General features: G+C 40.6%; 12 protein-coding genes. 7 read left to right on the plus strand and 5 right to left on the minus strand.

Annotated elements, in window-relative coordinates:
- Positions 1-442: 442 nt before the first annotated feature.
- Positions 443-1,657: a pyridoxal phosphate-dependent aminotransferase gene (locus C2869_RS02805; RefSeq protein ID WP_108601507.1), complete on the plus strand. Its 1,215-nt coding sequence runs from the start codon at positions 443-445 to the stop codon at positions 1,655-1,657.
- Between the two features lie 44 nt (positions 1,658-1,701).
- Positions 1,702-2,298 (plus strand): 5'-deoxynucleotidase, encoded by a 597-nt coding sequence (gene yfbR, locus C2869_RS02810; RefSeq protein WP_108601508.1) that lies wholly within the window; start codon positions 1,702-1,704, stop codon positions 2,296-2,298.
- Between the two features lie 43 nt (positions 2,299-2,341).
- On the opposite strand, the gene C2869_RS02815 is transcribed toward yfbR, so the two are convergent.
- Both C2869_RS02815 and C2869_RS02820 read right to left on the minus strand, forming a co-directional pair.
- Positions 2,342-2,779 carry a GNAT family N-acetyltransferase gene (locus tag C2869_RS02815; RefSeq protein WP_159083999.1) on the minus strand — a complete coding sequence of 146 codons (438 nt, stop codon included), beginning with the start codon at positions 2,777-2,779 and terminating at the stop codon, positions 2,342-2,344.
- A 235-nt stretch (positions 2,780-3,014) separates the two neighbouring features.
- Positions 3,015-3,758 (minus strand): AraC family transcriptional regulator, encoded by a 744-nt coding sequence (locus C2869_RS02820; RefSeq protein WP_108601510.1) that lies wholly within the window; start codon positions 3,756-3,758, stop codon positions 3,015-3,017.
- A 149-nt stretch (positions 3,759-3,907) separates the two neighbouring features.
- Here C2869_RS02820 and C2869_RS02825 point away from each other — a divergent pair, with 149 nt between their 5' ends.
- From C2869_RS02825 to C2869_RS02835, 3 genes are all read left to right on the plus strand, one after another.
- Positions 3,908-5,071 (plus strand): Gfo/Idh/MocA family protein, encoded by a 1,164-nt coding sequence (locus tag C2869_RS02825; RefSeq protein WP_228710746.1) that lies wholly within the window; start codon positions 3,908-3,910, stop codon positions 5,069-5,071.
- 33 nt (positions 5,072-5,104) lie between these two features.
- Positions 5,105-6,157: a sugar phosphate isomerase/epimerase family protein gene (locus C2869_RS02830; RefSeq protein WP_108601511.1), complete on the plus strand. Its 1,053-nt coding sequence runs from the start codon at positions 5,105-5,107 to the stop codon at positions 6,155-6,157.
- 158 nt (positions 6,158-6,315) lie between these two features.
- On the plus strand, positions 6,316-7,593 hold the full coding sequence (locus C2869_RS02835; RefSeq protein ID WP_108601512.1) for an MFS transporter: 1,278 nt from the start codon (positions 6,316-6,318) through the stop codon (positions 7,591-7,593).
- A 195-nt stretch (positions 7,594-7,788) separates the two neighbouring features.
- On the opposite strand, the gene C2869_RS02840 is transcribed toward C2869_RS02835, so the two are convergent.
- A complete protein-coding gene (locus C2869_RS02840) occupies positions 7,789-8,484 on the minus strand; it encodes a substrate-binding periplasmic protein (protein ID WP_108601513.1) in 696 nt (231 codons plus the stop codon).
- 758 nt (positions 8,485-9,242) lie between these two features.
- Here C2869_RS02840 and C2869_RS02855 point away from each other — a divergent pair.
- Positions 9,243-9,596 (plus strand): VOC family protein, encoded by a 354-nt coding sequence (locus C2869_RS02855; protein ID WP_108601515.1) that lies wholly within the window; start codon positions 9,243-9,245, stop codon positions 9,594-9,596.
- A 259-nt stretch (positions 9,597-9,855) separates the two neighbouring features.
- On the opposite strand, the gene C2869_RS02860 is transcribed toward C2869_RS02855, so the two are convergent.
- Positions 9,856-11,982: an Ig-like domain-containing protein gene (locus C2869_RS02860; RefSeq protein WP_159084000.1), complete on the minus strand. Its 2,127-nt coding sequence runs from the start codon at positions 11,980-11,982 to the stop codon at positions 9,856-9,858.
- Between the two features lie 95 nt (positions 11,983-12,077).
- Positions 12,078-15,770 carry a TonB-dependent receptor gene (locus tag C2869_RS02865; RefSeq protein WP_108601517.1) on the minus strand — a complete coding sequence of 1,231 codons (3,693 nt, stop codon included), beginning with the start codon at positions 15,768-15,770 and terminating at the stop codon, positions 12,078-12,080.
- 519 nt (positions 15,771-16,289) lie between these two features.
- On the opposite strand from C2869_RS02865, the gene C2869_RS02870 reads away from it, so the two are divergent.
- Positions 16,290-16,943 (plus strand): GntR family transcriptional regulator, encoded by a 654-nt coding sequence (locus tag C2869_RS02870; protein WP_159084001.1) that lies wholly within the window; start codon positions 16,290-16,292, stop codon positions 16,941-16,943.
- Positions 16,944-17,533: the final 590 nt, after the last annotated feature.

Consider the following 17,533-nt stretch of genomic DNA (forward strand, 5'->3'; position numbering starts at 1 on the left):
AGTTTTAGTAGCCAAATTTAATCAATCTTCCAAACAAATACATAACCCTACAAATAAAAAGGTAATTAAAACAAAGCCATACCGCCAATGTGCCTTACAAAATAATGTAAAAAAAATGTTACACCTGACAGAAAATCAATTTATTGACGCGTTTCGAACCCCAAAGACCACAATAAACGCCTATATGCTTGGTAAATACAAACAGCAAATTTTGCGTTAGGCAAAAATAAATTTGGTTCAATAAACAGTATTAATTTATCTCAATAAAATGGGGGTTTAGGGGGTTAGGATTAGCCGCTAAACCAATAAATTGTATTACCTACCCCATGTTTCAGTAAATTAAGCGTAATAATGTTAATTTTCGCTTCACATGTGCAGGCCATTGCGTTAGTTTTGCGGCTTGATCAAAAAGAAATATTTCCAGCCAAAATCAGGTATTAGAGTGAACGATATAAAGCAATCCGATAAGTTAAGACATGTGTGCTATGAAATCCGTGGGCCAGTAGCCAACGAAGCAAAGCGCTTAGAAGAAGAAGGTTATAAAATTCTTAAACTTAACATCGGTAACCCGGCCCCGTTTGGCTTTGATGCTCCTGATGATATTTTAAAAGATGTGATCCGCAATTTACCGCAATCACAGGGCTATTGTGATTCGAAAGGGATTTACTCAGCCCGCGTTGCTGTTATGCAGTATTATCAGCAAAAAGGTATTCGCAATATCGATATTGAGAATATCTATATTGGCAATGGCGTATCAGAGCTGATTGTCATGGCAATGCAAGCTTTGCTAAATGCCAATGATGAGGTTCTCATACCCGCTCCGGATTATCCACTGTGGACTGCCGCTGTTGCACTTTCTGGTGGTAAACCTGTGCACTACATGTGTGATGAATATGCCGATTGGTATCCGGATATTGAAGACATCAAATCGCGTATTACCGACAAAACGAAAGCACTGGTTTTAATTAACCCAAATAACCCAACTGGTGCTGTGTACGATAAAGCTATTGTCAAAGAATTATTAGAAGTTGCCCGACAACACAACCTGATTGTATTTAGCGACGAAATTTACGATAAGGTACTTTATGGTGATATTCAACACCATCCAACCGCCAGTCTTGCTGACGATTTGTTTTTAGTCACCTTTGGTGGTTTATCAAAAAATTACCGTATTGCTGGTTTTCGCGCGGGTTGGATGATGCTAAGTGGCGCCACTCATAAAGCTAAAGACTACATTGAAGGTTTAAACATGCTGGCCTCGATGCGTTTATGCGCCAACGTGCCGTGTCAACATGCCATTCAAACAGCGTTAGGTGGCTATCAAAGTATTAACGAACTCATTGTGCCTGGTGGCCGTTTATACGAGCAAAGCTTATACGCATGGGAACGTGTCAACCAAATTGAAGGGTTAAGCTGCGTAAAACCTAAAGGTGCGATGTACATCTTCCCTAAACTGGATCAAAAGAAATTCAACATCAAAGATGATCAAAAAATGATTATCGACTTCTTACGTCAAGAAAAAATATTAATGGTACACGGTACTGGTTTTAATTGGCCTAGCCCTGATCACTTCCGCTTGGTCACATTGCCACACGTCGAAGTACTAGAAGAAGCCTTTAACAAGCTAGAGCGTTTTTTACATAGCTATAGTCAGTAAATAGTTACAGCCTGTAAAGCTGTTATAGCGAAAGGATTAACCCAATGGCAGTCAGTCACTTTTTTGCTCACATGGCGCGATTGAAATTGATCAATCGCTGGCCATTAATGCGTAATATTCAGATTGAAAACGTGCAAGAGCACAGTTTACAAGTTGCGATGATTGCCCACGCCTTGGCTATTATTAAAAATGAATATTTTGACGGCAATGTTAATCCTGAAGCTATTGCCACATTAGCGCTTTATCATGATGCTTCTGAAGTGTTAACCGGTGACCTACCTAGCCCAGTTAAGTATTTTAACGACACCATTGCTCGTGAATATAAAAACATAGAGCTTATCGCCGAGCGTAAATTAATTGATATGCTACCCGAGCGCTTGCGCCCTTATTACGAGCCATTGGTTTGCTCTGATAAGCATAGCAAGGCAGATTATCAATTAGTCAAAGCGGCCGATATTATAAGTGCTTATTTAAAAACCATTGAAGAATTAACCGCAGGTAATACTGAGTTTAAAAAAGCGCACAAGAAATTAGAAAGCCAGTTAGATAAATTGGACTTACCAGAAGTGGATTTATTTAGAAAAACCTTTATCGCTAGTTTTAAATTGAGTTTAGATGAGATCACTGATTCTGAATTATGATCTCATTATTTAGCAAGAAACAGGGAAAATTAAAAACAAATAGCTACAAACGCTTCGCGACAATTACCATTTTGCCTAAAGTAGGTTCAAATATTTCCGAACCAATAGCGTTATAGCCACGTTTTTGATAAAACAATAACGAATTGGCAGTTACGCTACTCCAGATCACATCATACTTCTGTGCTGTTAGCTTTTTCTCTATGTCCTCTAATAGATGGCTACCAACTCCCTTATTACGCAAACCAGGATCCGTAGCAAAGCCGCGTAAGCGAGCATGTGTTCCCCCCTCTATCAAATCACTTTGTTGGGCGTAAACCGAACCAATTGCCAAAACTTCATCATGATGCATTGCCGCATAATGTTGAGTATCTGGCTTATCATCCCCTTCAAAAGAAAAAGTGTTAACTTCTAGGTTGGGATTTAATACTAAGCTGCGCAGCGGATAGGTTTGATCCACCGAAATTAATTTAACGTCTATCATGAGGTATCTGTGTGTGTTGCCTGATTTAAGTTTTAAAAACATAGTGTTAACTATCTGAAAGCCGTTGATTTATTGTTATATATTGGGTGTAACCCAAAGTGAAATCGGCAATTTCATCTCAAACAACTTAGACCACAATTGAGAATTTCGCCAATATTCAATCACATTTTCAATTTTTGATTATTCATTAAAATTAATTAGCAACAGTACAATTGCCAAACTTTCATTTTATAAATTATTGTTTTTGAGTATAGGCTTCACGGAAGTCTGAAGGAAGTTCACCAAAAAACAATCGGAACTGTTTACTAAAATAACTATGATCGGCAAACCCCGTTTCGTAGCCTACTTGCGATATTGGCATTTGAGTTTCAACCAACAATCGTCTGGCGTTTTCTAAGCGTACCTCATTAATAAATTGCTTAGGCGTTTTGGCTAAATATTTTTTAAAACGTCTCTCCAACGCGCTAACCGACAAATGGGAGATTTCAGCAAGTTGCTCAACCGATATGACTTGACGATAGTTTTTACGCACGTATTCCACCGGCAATTTAACCGCCTCTATGCCCGAAAGCGCCTTGGACATTTTTTGCAGATGCCGTGTAATACCATACGAACCAATAAACTCGTTATCTTCACTAAATAAAGGCCGCTTAGACGTTGAATACCAAGCAAGCTCGCCTGAGCTAGTCATGTTCATTTCCAAGCGTTCGTTTATTTCTTGCCCCTGTTGTACTTTTTCATCGTCAATTACATATTGTTTTGCCAAATAATCAGGAGCAAAGTCATAATCATTTTTACCGACGATCTGCGATAAATTACGTTGTCCAAAATGCTCAATAAAGGCTTGATTGGCATACACAAATCGTCCTTGTTGATCTTTTATCCAAAAAATAATATCCGGCATCAAGTCAAACATGCTAATTACTTTTGTTAAACCAATTTGTTGTAAAAACTCAACAGGCTTATTCACTTGGCTCATTAACCTTTACGCTCTCATATCTACCTTTTATATAAAATAGCATAAACGCCGAATTTGTTGCATACAAAACCGAATTATTAATAACGTTTATTGCTGACCTAGGTATAAATTAATTAACAATGTGTTAACTCCAAGTAGGGGAACTTTTCATGGGCAAAATTCGCATGGGTATGGTCGGCGGCGGCCAAGGTGCATTTATCGGCGCAGTACACAGAATAGCCGCAGCAATCGATGGACAAATTGAACTTGTATGTGGGGCATTTAGCTCAAATGCCGAGCGCAGTGTAGCATCTGGTGCTGCACTTTTCTTACCTGAATCAAGATGTTATCAAAGTTATGAAGAAATGTTTCAGCGTGAGTCACAATTACCAGAAGACCAACGCATGGAGTTTGTCGCTATCGTTACGCCGAATCACTTACACTTTCCGGTAGCCAAGATGGCCTTTGAATACGGCTTTCATGTCATGTCAGACAAACCAGCAACATTTGATTTAAATGAAGCACTTGAACTTGAAAAGTTGGTGACAAAACATGGCCGCCTGTATGGCTTAACGCATACCTACAACGGTTACCCATTGGTTAAGCAAGCCAAACATATGGTGGAATCAGGTGAGTTAGGCAATGTCGTTAAAGTGATTGCTGAGTACACGCAAGGTTGGTTAGCAAGCAAAGATGACGAAGGCGGCAAGCAAGCGGCTTGGCGTTTAGACCCCAAACAAGCGGGTATCAGCTGTTGTATGGGCGATATTGGTGTTCACGCGGCTAACTTAGCGGAATACGTGACAGGCTTAGAAATTGCTAACATCTGTTCTGATTTAACCGCCACGGTTGCTGGCCGCACCCTAGATGACGATGGTACTGTTTTATTAAAATTTAATAATGGTGCCAAAGGCGTATTGCTGTCGAGCCAAATTCAAATTGGTGACGAAAACAATCTACGCATTCGTGTGATTGGCGACAAAAAAGCCATTGAATGGCAACAAATTGAACCTAACACCCTTTGGGTAAAAGAAAACGGTAAACCAACCCAACAAGTTCGTACCGGTGTAGGTGAGTTTTGTGAAGCGGCACAAAAAGCCATGCGCACTCCTCCTGGCCACCCTGAAGGTTATTTAGAAGCCTTTGCCAACATTTATGTCAACTTTGCAGATCAAATTAGCGCTTTTAAAGCCGGTGAAACCTGCGACAACCAAACATTTGATGTACCCGGTATACGTGAAGCGATCCGTGGCATGGCATTTATCGAAAATGTGGTCGCAGCTGATAAGTCTGATAGCAAGTGGCAAGAATTCACTATTTTGCCAAGCGCATAATCGGCAAATAGATTCAAATTTAGGAGATTAAAAATGAGCCAAATTAAAGGTCCCGGTATCTTCCTCGCGCAATTTTGCGGCGACGAAGCACCGTTTAATTCATTACCAAGTATATGTAAATGGGTTGCAGATTTAGGCTACAAAGCAGTGCAAATTCCAAGTTGGGACAAGCGTGTATTCGATTTAGATTTAGCTGCAGAAAGTGAAGCTTACCTTGATGAAGTACAAGGTATAGTCAAAGACGCTGGACTAGAAATAAGTGAGTTATCGACTCATCTTCAAGGTCAACTTGTCGCATCACATCCTTGTTATGATGTTCAGTTTGATGCTTTTGCACCGCCAGCTGTACACAATAATCCATCAGCACGAGCCGAATGGGCAACAGATCAAATGTTAAAAGCAGCCAAAGTTAGCGGCAAGTTAGGATTAAAATCTCATGCTAGCTTTTCTGGTGCTTTATTATGGCAAACCGTTTATCCATGGCCACAGCGCCCTGCAGGTTTAGTTGAAGAAGGGTTCGCCGAACTCGCTCGACGTTGGGTTCCTATCCTAAATGCGTTCGACGAAGCTGGCACAGATGTTTGTTACGAGTTACACCCTGGTGAAGATTTACATGATGGCGTGACGTTTGAGCGCTTCCTTGCAGCCACTAACAATCACACTCGTGCAAATATTTTATACGACCCAAGCCACTTTGTTCTGCAACAGTTAGATTACCTTGAGTTTATCGACATTTACCATGAACGCATTAAAGCTTTCCATGTTAAAGATGCTGAGTTTCGTCCCAATGGCCGCAGTGGTGTTTACGGAGGTTATCAAGATTGGCAGCAGCGTCCTGGCCGCTTCCGCTCACTAGGCGATGGTCAGGTTGATTTCTCACAAATTTTCAGTCGCATGACTAAATATGGTTACTCAGGCTGGGCTGTGTTGGAATGGGAATGTTGCTTTAAACACCCTGCAGACGGTGCAGCAGAGGGTGCTCCTTTCATTACTAAGCACTTAATCCGCACACCGGATCACGCTTTCGATGATTTTGCATCAAGCGGTAAAGACGACGCACTAAACCGCCGTATTTTAGGTTTATAAGCTAACTCTTATAAAAAGATTCTTAATTTTATCGTTTTTATAGATAAATTGAGTCTTGGATTGTGAGCTTTTAACAATGTTATAAAGCTCACAATTAAAAATCATAATTTAAATATAATTAACTAAATTAGCCAACAAGCTAATACTGGAGCGTAACAATGAGCACTAATACAACTCCGGACAAGGATCGCCTCTATCTATTCATCGCTAGTTGCATATCGTTATGTGTAACCTCGATGATATTCATCATTCGTGGTGATGTAGAAGGTTCTTTGACCACTGAATACCATTTAACTAAAGAGCAAATGGGTGAAATTTGGGGCCCCGCATTTTTAGGTTTCACTATTGCCATTTTCTTTTGTGGCGCACTTATCGATAAACTTGGAATGAAACGCATGCATGTATTGTCTGCTGTTGGTTTTATTGCAGGTACATTAATGATTTTATTCGCTCCACAACCAGACATGGCGGATGGCACGACTGTTAGCGGTATTTTCTCAACTACTGGTACGACTATGCTTTATGGCGGCTTCCTATTAATGGGCTTGGCGCAAGGTACAGTAGAAGGTGTTATCAACCCATTAATCGCCACCATGTATAAAGATCGTAAAGCCCACATGCTTAACGTTCTTCATGCATTCTGGCCACTTGGTTTAATCATTGGTGGTATCTTAGCGTTAATTATGGGCGCACTCGATTTAGCGTGGCAAATCAAGATCGGTATCATTATTGTTCCTTCACTTGTCTACCTATTCATGGCACTGCAAAAGGAATACCCACAAACCGAGCGTGTTGCAGCTAACATCTCAACTGGCAGCATGTTTAAAGCTTGTTTAAACCCGTTATTTATCCTTCTTTGGTTCTGTATGTGGTTAACTGCGGCAACTGAGTTAGCTCCAGATCAATGGTTCCCATCTATCATGAAAGAGTTAACGGGTCTTCAAGGTACTATGTTCCTTGTTTATACCGCTGGCTTAATGTTTGTTTTACGCTTCTTCTTCGGTGGCGTAGTTCATAAACATTCACCGTTCTTAGTGTTGACTATTTGTGCTGTACTCGTATTTGTCGGTTTATACTGGTTAGGTTCATTAGACGCTGGTTCTTCAGCGATTGTTGCCTTCGCAGCTGCAACCGTATTTGGTGTGGGTAAAACTTATTTCTGGCCAACTATGTTAGGTATTACAGCTGAAAGGTTCCCTAAATCGGGGGCATTAGGTATTAACCTAATGGGTGGCGCTGGTATGTTATCTATCTACTTTATGCTGCCTATTATGGGTAAATCATTAGACACTGCAGGTCCTGGTGAAGCATTGATTTCGGTTAGTTACTTAGCGATTGCCTTAGTTGTTATCTTCGCTGTACTTTTCTTCGGATTTAAAGCCAAAGGAGGCTATAAAGCTGAAGATATCGAAGGTGAAGGAGTTAAAGCTTCGTAAGCTTTAACAAAAGCGTTTTCAAAATGTCTACTATGCCCCGCTTTCGAGCGGGGCTTTTTTATATGCAAACCTCTCCTATAAAATCGTCAAAAAACACGCCTTAAGCTTTCAGGATTACATACTGAATGAAGGAATGAAATCTACTCCTAAGCACTCAACAGTCTTAAAAAACAATGAATCATCAATCGGCCGGTATTAATTGATAACGCTTATACCGCTACGCAGCAAAGAAACTTGTTGCTCTAACTGGTATTTATTGATTAATAAGCGGTAATGCTGGCTGCGTAAAATCAAATTCAGCGTCTCATTAAATAACTGAACATCTTTACGGTTAGCCAATGCGAGTTGATATAGATTAGGCGCAAATATAGCGTGTTCAGAAACATCAATATTTTGCTTATCTTGTGGCAATTGGCGTTGGTAATAACCAAAAATATTAATATCAATAATGAGTACATCGACTTTACGCAAATGTAACAGTTGCACCTGTTTATCTTGATCGACTAACTCAGTGTATAACGTACTTTTACTCACCGTATTGGCGTACTCCTGCCCCAGCAAGATATGCGCTTGTTTAAAAGCGGCTACTCGATAACGCGCTAAATCACTGATTTGATTGATTTGACACTGGGTTTGTTTAAGACAAATCGCCACATTCTGATAAATAACATAGGGCTGAGTCAGTCGCGTTGCATCTTTTACAATTTGCTTATTTACCGTCATCATGGCGTCGGCCAACCCAGAGCTCAAAACTTTGCTATTTCTGCCTGCTGGACTAAATACAAACTTTGGTGCTTTACCCATCCTTTTAAATACAGATGTCAGTAGTTCAATTTCAAATCCGGATTTCTGGTTTTTAATAACATAAGGTGGCTTAGTTAAGCCCGCCATTACTATTATGTGCTCACTAGAGAGTACAGGTAAGCTTAGTAGCGCGATCGCAATCACAAAATATTTAATCGACAGCAAAGTAGTTACATTTAATATTAAGAAAACAAAGGCATTTTAAAAATTATAGTCAGGATCTAAATAAAGGATGGTGTGTTTTAACAATAGTAGGAAATTAAAATAAACCCGCTGCTTTAACACCATCTTGAAAGGTGCGGGACACTGGCACTTCTAGTTGATTAGTCAGTAATAGTAGAGAGCGCATTCCAGTGGGTGCTAACGATAAAGAAGGACAAGGTTATCTTATCGGTACAGCTTTACACGTACCCAGTCGCCGCACCTGTTTAAATATACTCAAAGCCAGTCGCATTAGTGATGGGCCTATTGCTCGCGCATGGTTGCCATATTTTTACCTTTGGGCTTTCATGGCAATTTTGTCGCTCGCAGTTAGCGAGTAAAAGTCATTAAAACGGGGGGCGTGGGTGAGTTTTCATACCAACACCATTAACTTAAGCAAAAGCCTTGGTTTTGTTGGCCAGTATCGAGTCTATAAACCAAGCCGCTATTGTCGACAAGCTGCTATTTGTCGAAATAAATTTCGACCCACAGGGATGTAAGAAATGCCACGGGCGTCTGGAAAAGGTAGTAAATACAATTTTTACAATAATACACGCAGCCAGAAGTATTATATTAATCGTAATCAAAGCAAAGTATGCTACTTTTCTAAATACTTAGGATCGACCCAAGATTGAGGATTCACCATGGATAAACATCTTAAAATTGACTACATAGAACTGCCCTGCTCTGATTTACTTATAACCCAAGCTTTTTTTGAGCAAGTATTTAATTGGCAATTTAAACTTTGGGGCGATGAATATATGGACACCGGCGACGGTAGATTAATGCTCGGCTTTTATCGTACCAACCTTAACTCACAATACGCTAAAGGCGGCGCTTTAGTGACTTTTTACAGCAAAGAGTTGGAGCACACGCGCCAAGCGGTAATTGACGCCGGAGGTCAAATAGTGACAGACTTATTTGAGTTCCCTGGCGGTAAACGCTTTCACTTTACAGAGCCCTGCGGCAACGAGTTTGCGGTATGGTCTGAAGCTTAAGTCCAACCCTGCCTTTGGCAAAAAAGCGAATAGAAAAGCCAGTGACCTTATCACTGGCTTATAATGTAACGCTTAATATCTAGGGTACATTAGCTCACAAGTGTTGAACTGCTGAGCTTATAACTATCAGACAATTTTATGTTAGCCGAAATAAATTCGGCCCTTGAAGCTAATTTTAATGTCACAACTTTTGCGCAATATCTTAATATAGGGCGCCCTGATATAAAGCGCCTTGATATAAAGCATTTGGCTCATTCTGTTAAGGGATCGCCTTTAAGGTAACGTTATCAATTTTAAATTCAGCACCAATAAAGTCGAATTCTAAATTGAGCATTACATCATCGGCAGACCAGTCAGTAACAGTACCTTGACCTAATGTGTGCTGCACTTCTGACAGTACAATTTCAATGTTATTAACACCGCCTTGCCAAGCATTCTGTGGTAGCTGGCTATTGCTAAAGCTGACTGCGCCTGCATTGGTCGACAAGCTGGCAATCACAGGGTATGAACCAGCAGCCGTCGTTGTACCATCAGTTGCTTTATTGGCATCAAAGTTAACGTACTGAATATCTAATTCAAGTACATACCGACCATTCGCTTTGACTGCACCACTAGCCACAGGCAACGAAACGACAACAGGCGTACCCGCCGTTGCGCCAGTAGTATTAACTATTAAGGTATCATTAGTGATGCTAACAGTACCGCCACCTGTAATGGTTGGCACTGCTGCACTATCAAAAGCGCCGCTACCTAACAAAGCATCAGGCCCTTTTTTATCGTTGTATTTAACTAGCTTTAAGTTATCAAACAACGGCGTACCTGTCGGCGCAACCCAAGAGCTAGCAATATAGAACGAGGTTTTATCAGCAATACCCGCGTCAATAAAGCGTTTGGCTACACCAGTGGTTGTATCGTATTGAATGGTGATATGCTGCCAAGTGTCGTCACCCACATCTTCTTTTTTGATCACGCCATCATTCGGGGTTAAATCAGGACGAAAACCTTGATCCCAGAACGCTAATGTTGCAGAAGGCGGATTAGTAATGGTGTCAGACAAACCGACCCAAGGCGACACCCCAGCTGTTTTGATCCAATACGACATATAGTACTGCTCGTTATCTGCCATATCTGGCCAATATTGAGCTTCTATACGTTGCATACAGTTTAAACCACCTAAGATTTGAAAACTGTAGTTCGGTGAAATTGAATCAACATTGTTTACACCAACACCATTAGGGCAACCTACTAAAGTTACAAAACCATTGGTTTGGGTAACTGGATCTGAGTCATCATCAAAATCACTAGCCAAGCCAGCTTGCGATAATAAATTCATATCGGTACCCGTAATGGTTAAAGTCAACTCTAAGGTACCATCTGCAGTCTTGCCACCATCGTCTTGCAGCTTATAGCTAACCACCGTATTTTGTTGCTCACCTGGTTGTAAATGATAATAGGCCGCAGGATCAACCGATAACTGGGTGCCATTTAACGCCATGTTATACGGCAAAGGTTTACCGTCAACCATAACATTAGTGACTTGGATTGGGTCGCCTTCACGATCTGTTGCATCTTTAGCCAAGTCAAAGGTCTGCACTCCGCCATCTTCATTGATACTGGCTGTTGTAAAATACTCAGTAACAACTGGAGCGCCAAGCACATCGACAACGCCGAGTACGTTTATTTCGAGGTTGCGGGTCAAATCATGGTTATGGTCACTTACCTTATAGCTGTACTTAAAGGTAGATAACTTGCCAGATGGAAATGAATCACTAACCGCGGCAAAATCAAAGTCAATTTTGAAATCATCGCTAACCGTAAAATTGATATCAAACGGGTTTCCCGCATCCGCAACAACGCTATGAGCCGATAATGCTTCACCATCAAGATCCGCTGTACCCGCTAACAAATCGACAATACCATCAGCACTTTTTAAAAAGTTAGCCGATAGGTCGCCATTAATCGTCGGAGCGTGATCAAGACCATTAACATTAATGGTTAACTTACGTTGCACAGACTCAGTACCGTCACTGATGTCATAAGTGTAAGCAATAGTATGAACTTGTCCTGAATCCAAATCATCCGCTATAGCTGTCGTATCAAATGAGATACGCGTTGGCTCGTGCATCACACCGACCGTGTTGTCAGATGAAGCAGTTAAATTAGCTATGGTGACGTAATCACCATCGGTATCAACCACACCCTCTAATAAATTTACGGTAGCTTTGGTGACAATATCACCTTCATTCATAGTTAATGTTAAGTCACCCGAATGAGTCGGAGCAACATTAGCCGTTTTCTGTTCAGGGCTGTAATCTTCCTCACAGCCTGCAAGCAGCGCAATTAAAGACGCAGCTAATAAACACTTGGTAGTTTGTAATGTTTTCATTTTTGTTACCATCATATAATTCTTGCTAAAGCGCGGTATTAACCGAGACATTTGCATGTCATGTTTGCTCTGCCGCGCAATAAAACTGTCAGTCATTAAAAGCGAACGTTGACACCTAAACGATAGGTAGATCCGGTATCGTATTGACGATAAGTTCGGTGTTTTGGCGCTTCGCCTTCTAACGGATTACCTTCATTAAACGATTGCCATGTAACCTCTCCGTCTTCCGCTTGTGCGCGCACCACTTTTAAGTCACGGCTGGTGTAGTATTGACGGTAATCCTCGCCTGTTAAGTTGATCGCTTGGAAGGTAATATTCATTGAATTATTAACTTTATAAGTCGCTGAAAGATCAAACGAATTACGACCTTCATTCCAAATTGAACCACCGTTCCAGTTACGACCACGAGATGTAGAGCCACCTGGGTAATCAACACCAACCAGTGAATCTGTTGAACCACGGTAACTCAAGCGGATCTGATGACCATTTCCTTCCCAGAAGGTAGTGAAGTTGTAAGTGTGCTTAGGGGTGTCCGCTACCGGTAGAGAAGGTAACAAGATTGAAGGATCTTCAACCGAAGGCTCTGCTTCATACTCACTTTCTTGGAAAGTATAATTAGCGCTTACGCCTAAGCCTTTCCAAATACCCGGTAAGAAATCGTAAACTTGATTATAGCCCAACTCTAAGCCGCGGATAGTAGCTGACTTACTATTTACAACATTAGTAACTTCATACAAACCACACAGGTCACGGTAATCATCGCTAATCGCTTTAGAGGTACTGTTCGGATCGACTTTTGACCAAACACCTGTGCTCTCAATCCGTTGAGGCATACAGTTTTCAAGACCAAAATTAGGTAGGGATTCATCCATTTTAAGTACGAGTGTATTGGGGTCTATTTGGTCAAGTTTGCGAATATCTTCTATGTAAAAATCATCCACCTGTGTGTCTACAAAGTTGGACATATCTTTAGCAAATAACGCAACGCTTAACATAGATGATGAATTGAAGTACCACTCCAACGACAAGTCTAAGTTTTTCGATGTTAACGGATCTAACTTAGTATTGTATTTTGTTACCTTATTAGCGGGTTGCGCATCAACATTGGCATTCCAATACTGTCCTTCACTGATCACAACACCAGGGCGAAGTAGATCAATTTCAGGGCGGGTCATGGTTTTCGAAAGCGCTAAACGACCGACAAACTGTTCACTTAATGCAAAGTTCAAGTTTAAGCTTGGAAGTAAATTTGTATATTCGTGGCTGTTGGTTGTCGCCGAGAAAGGTACATCCAATGGCGTCACATTATTACGAGTATAATTTGAGGTATCACCTTGCGACAATTCACCATTCCAAGTCAAATCAGGTGCGGCATCTGTCGGGCTGCCCCAACCATAATGTTTGGAGGTTGAAATATCTGTGTAGCGCCACATACTTTGCCAACCAACGGCATCATTAGTAACGCCACTCGCTGCGACTTGCGCCCATGCTGGGTCATGACACGGGCCATCAACCGCTGGAATACGCGTCCAAGTGGATGGATCCGGTCCTGCGGACGTATCCCAGCCTAAACCATCAATACGTTGGTATTTACGCTCGTAACCTTGGATATTGGCAGGATCAGCAAAGTTAGCGCTAGGACATTCAGGTAATGATGTATCGCGCAAGTTTTTAACATCAATCAAAGACATTAAGCGCTCAAAGTCGCTAAAAGCACTCCAATATTTGACCCCAGAATAACCATTTGCTTCAACTTCCGTATTGACATAACGCATACCGAAATCACCCGTCACAGTGCCGTCGAATAGTTCGATATTGGCTTTAATATAAACTGACTGTGTATCAATTTGCGCTTCGCGGGTTTCAGTTGGTAAAACGGTGCGCAGCGTATCGTCATTTGAAACAACAGCTTGCACAGCTTTAATTGCATCGGGTGCGACCCAACCAAACGTTGTTGGTAATCGGCCATACCCTAATGAATCCATAAAGTCTTCAGGGATTGGCTCTGATGAAGCAATGTCTGCACCTTTTACATTGCGTACTGTATCGCCAGAATCGACTATCGTATTACCGTCTTCATCGGTAAATACTTTACCCGGTGCAACCGTTTCAAAACGATATAATTGATCATCGACAGATTTTTCACGCTGAGTGCCATACACACCAAATTCAAATGTAGTGATACCAAAGGCATCAACATCATAATCAAAATCAAGTGAGAAAGTAGTGAGTGAATCTTCAACCGTGCGGTCGCGCTCAGAGATCCACTCGAGGTTTTGTGCGGCTAAATCATGCGGGTGAAAACCCGTTGTTGTCGTGTTATCTGACCAAGCTAAAATAGGCGCGCCGTTTTCGTCGGTATCATCTTCAAGAATGGTACCAAAATCGACTTTATCGTCACCGTGTTCAATGGTGCATGTACCGGTTGTACAATCAAAACCAACTGGCACCACTGCCGATCCGACATCGTAAAGAATTGCGGCATTGATGGCTTTACCGTTAGACAGTATAGCGTTCCCGTTAGGTTTGGATACGGATTCACTTGAAGAGTAACCCAACATGGCTTCCATTCTTAATGAATCGCTGATCTCATGATTTAAACTCAATGTCGAGCTGAAGTTTTCGTTTTCAGTACCGCCAAAATTGCCATTAATATTACCGCGGCCAAAGCGGTTTAAATATTTGGTTACGGTACGAGTAGAAGTATCAACTGAATACCAATCTTGTTGCGGATCGGTGAATGTAGCAGGCGGGCGCGAATCTGTAGCTTTTTCACCTTCAACAAAGTTGACATTACCTTTGTTGGTACCGACCGAGAGCGAAGAGGTTTTGTTAGTTAAGTCTTGGCGGCTGTAGGTAACGTCAAGCATTAACTCCGTGGTATCGGTAGGCGTAAATTGAATTCCTAAACTACCACCATACCTGTCGCTTTCATTTTCAGATAAATAGAAACCGACTTCATTTGGGGTTACCCCTCTAAATCCACTAACGACATCACCATTTTGGTCAGTCGCAATACGAAACGTTTGCGATGCTTCATAACGGTTGGCTCTAAATTCGTCCTTACGATAAGCATTAGTTTCTGAATACGCAGTGACAGCGATACCTAAGGTTTCATCCAAAAACTTTTCAGTAAAGGTGCCCGAAATTTTATAATTATTCTCTTCTGATAAATCGTTATAACGACCTTGCACGTTTAATCTGCGGATCACATCAGTACGATTTAACGGACGTAAAGTTTTTAAATTTACATTGGCACCGAGTGAGCCTTCAATATGATCGGCACTCGGGGTTTTAACCACTTCCAAGCGGTCTAAAATATCTGCGGAAAATGAACTTAAATCTACCGATTGACTGAATTCAGTACTGGTTAATTGCTGGCCATTAAGCGTGATATTATTTTGTTCTGCACTAGCACCCCTAACGGTAATGGCTGTGCCTTCACCATTATTGCTAACAATTGAAACACCTGTGACGCGTCCTAATGCATCAGCTATGTTCTGATCCGTATTTTTACCTATGTCTTCGGCATTAATAGTATCAACAATGTTACCGGCAAAACGCTTATCGTTAATCGATTTGATTAGGCTGCCAGCCATACCAGTCACTTCAATCACTTCAACATCATCATCAGCTTCTTTGGCTGAATCTTTTGTAGCTTGCTTACTGACAGTATTTTTTACTTCTACAGTTTGTTCTTGTTCATTCGCGTTAGCGAACATACTGCTACTAGCCATTATGGCTAGAGACAACGCGCTGAGTTTAAAGCGGTCTCTCGCGATTAACATGTGTACGTCTCCTCAAAAATTGTTTTCTAGTGGCAATGACAAAAGTGCCAGCCCCAATTTAGATTTTGCCTAGATGTAAAGCTCTAGGTTCTTATATGCTTACTGCGTCAAAAATTGTTTGTTACAACTGACTACAAATACAAAAACATGAAGCATTTAACCGCATATAGCTTATTGATTATTGATTATTGTTAACAATAAATCAATAAGGAATCATAGTGAATACAAAAAGAGATCATTGCAACATTTTTATAATTTTTTAATGACATCATAAAGACTCAATGAAATTATTAAAAATGACCAATAAACAATCAAAATCACTAAAAACAACTAAAAATGACAAATATCGCTTAAGTTTTTATACAAATATAGCCAATAAAACCTTAACCGACTTTACAGACAACTGTTTTTTGTTAACATAAATAAAAACCTCAAATGATTTAAACAAACTCAAAAAGATCATTTTGAGTCATTTGGTAATTAAGTAAGACGCATTGTACAAATGAGTGGTATATGACTATGAATCAGGTTAGTTCCATTAAAAAGCAAATTGCCGAGTTTATCCGAGCAGAAATTATTGATGGCGCAATATTGTCGGGCACTAGGCTGAACGAACAGGAACTCGCTGATCGCTTTGGTGTTTCAAAAGGTCCTATCCGTGACGTACTGGCAATATTAAGAAAAGAAGGTTTGGTAATAAATAATGGAAAGCGAGGCAGCTTCGTTTCGATGGCTTTAGATGAAGATGTCAAAAGAATGTATGAAGGTTTTAGTCAATCTATCAAATCATACGCGGTTAAACGTTTAAAAGAAAAAGCCAATAAAACCGATTATACCTTGTTAGAAAATCACGTTAGCAAAATGAAAATTTATGCAAACAGTGGACAATTTTGTGATTTTATTAATACCTACATTGAGTTTCAAAAATACTATGTATATCTTGCTGGTGGAGAAGACCTAGTCAATATTTGGTCATCTATTAGCATTAAACTAATGAAGGAATATCACCAGCAATCTACGATGACAAGTGATCTTCAAGAACCAACACAAATACTGGCAGAAATTAAGCAATGCTTATCACACGAACTCATTGAAGTCACACAGCCGCTCAATAGCCAAATAATTCGTTCAAAAATATCCGACACTAAAGCAAAATTCCCGTTTAACTTTTAGAGCAGCAAATTTAAATCATAGAGATACAAACACAAGGCTAGCCTAAAAATCGTTCTCGATTTAACCACACTTGATGCTCCCAGATATAAAGTCCAGCCCACGCGAATTAGTTGGTTTTATAGGTAATCTGACCTTATTAAATTCAATATCCCCTTCATTTTTTCACCGTTTAATGTTAAAAATCGTCTTTGGTAAATTGTAAAATATTTTCATAATAGAAACGATCAGCTAGCTTGTTGAAACTGTGATGCGGCGCTTAACGGCATTTCCTACATCCGTGTAGGTCGCCGTACGCTGTTCCAGACGCTTAACGGCATTTCCTACATCCGTGTAGGTCGAAATTTATTTCGACAATAGCAGTAACGCTGCTACTTAGAATTTGTCGTATTCAAAGCCTTTGACGTAATAGCGGCTTCGACCAACAAGGGATTCAGCGGAGCATTTCTTTATGAAAGCGGACTAGTACCTTTTCAATTTAATTTTGATTAGTTGAAAACATTGGTGATCACTTTCACACTGAGCGCGAAGCAGTCGAAGTGTCGGTAAATTAGAAAGTAATAAGACTTCGACAAGCTCAGCCTGAAGTTGTT

This window comes from Saccharobesus litoralis, from assembly GCF_003063625.1.
Lineage (GTDB): Bacteria > Pseudomonadota > Gammaproteobacteria > Enterobacterales > Alteromonadaceae > Saccharobesus > Saccharobesus litoralis.

Excerpts from the sequence above, each read along its gene's own strand:
- yfbR (WP_108601508.1), top strand. The coding sequence starts at position 1,702 with ATGGCAGTCAGTCACTTTTTTGCTCACATGGCGCGATTGAAATTGATC.
- C2869_RS02815 (WP_159083999.1), bottom strand. The coding sequence starts at position 2,779 with ATGATAGACGTTAAATTAATTTCGGTGGATCAAACCTATCCGCTGCGC.
- C2869_RS02820 (WP_108601510.1), bottom strand. The coding sequence starts at position 3,758 with ATGAGCCAAGTGAATAAGCCTGTTGAGTTTTTACAACAAATTGGTTTA.
- C2869_RS02825 (WP_228710746.1), top strand. The coding sequence starts at position 3,908 with ATGGGCAAAATTCGCATGGGTATGGTCGGCGGCGGCCAAGGTGCATTT.
- C2869_RS02830 (WP_108601511.1), top strand. The coding sequence starts at position 5,105 with ATGAGCCAAATTAAAGGTCCCGGTATCTTCCTCGCGCAATTTTGCGGC.
- C2869_RS02835 (WP_108601512.1), top strand. The coding sequence starts at position 6,316 with ATGAGCACTAATACAACTCCGGACAAGGATCGCCTCTATCTATTCATC.
- C2869_RS02840 (WP_108601513.1), bottom strand. The coding sequence starts at position 8,484 with ATGGCGGGCTTAACTAAGCCACCTTATGTTATTAAAAACCAGAAATCC.
- C2869_RS02855 (WP_108601515.1), top strand. The coding sequence starts at position 9,243 with ATGGATAAACATCTTAAAATTGACTACATAGAACTGCCCTGCTCTGAT.
- C2869_RS02860 (WP_159084000.1), bottom strand. The coding sequence starts at position 11,982 with ATGAAAACATTACAAACTACCAAGTGTTTATTAGCTGCGTCTTTAATT.
- C2869_RS02865 (WP_108601517.1), bottom strand. The coding sequence starts at position 15,770 with ATGTTAATCGCGAGAGACCGCTTTAAACTCAGCGCGTTGTCTCTAGCC.
- C2869_RS02870 (WP_159084001.1), top strand. The coding sequence starts at position 16,290 with ATGAATCAGGTTAGTTCCATTAAAAAGCAAATTGCCGAGTTTATCCGA.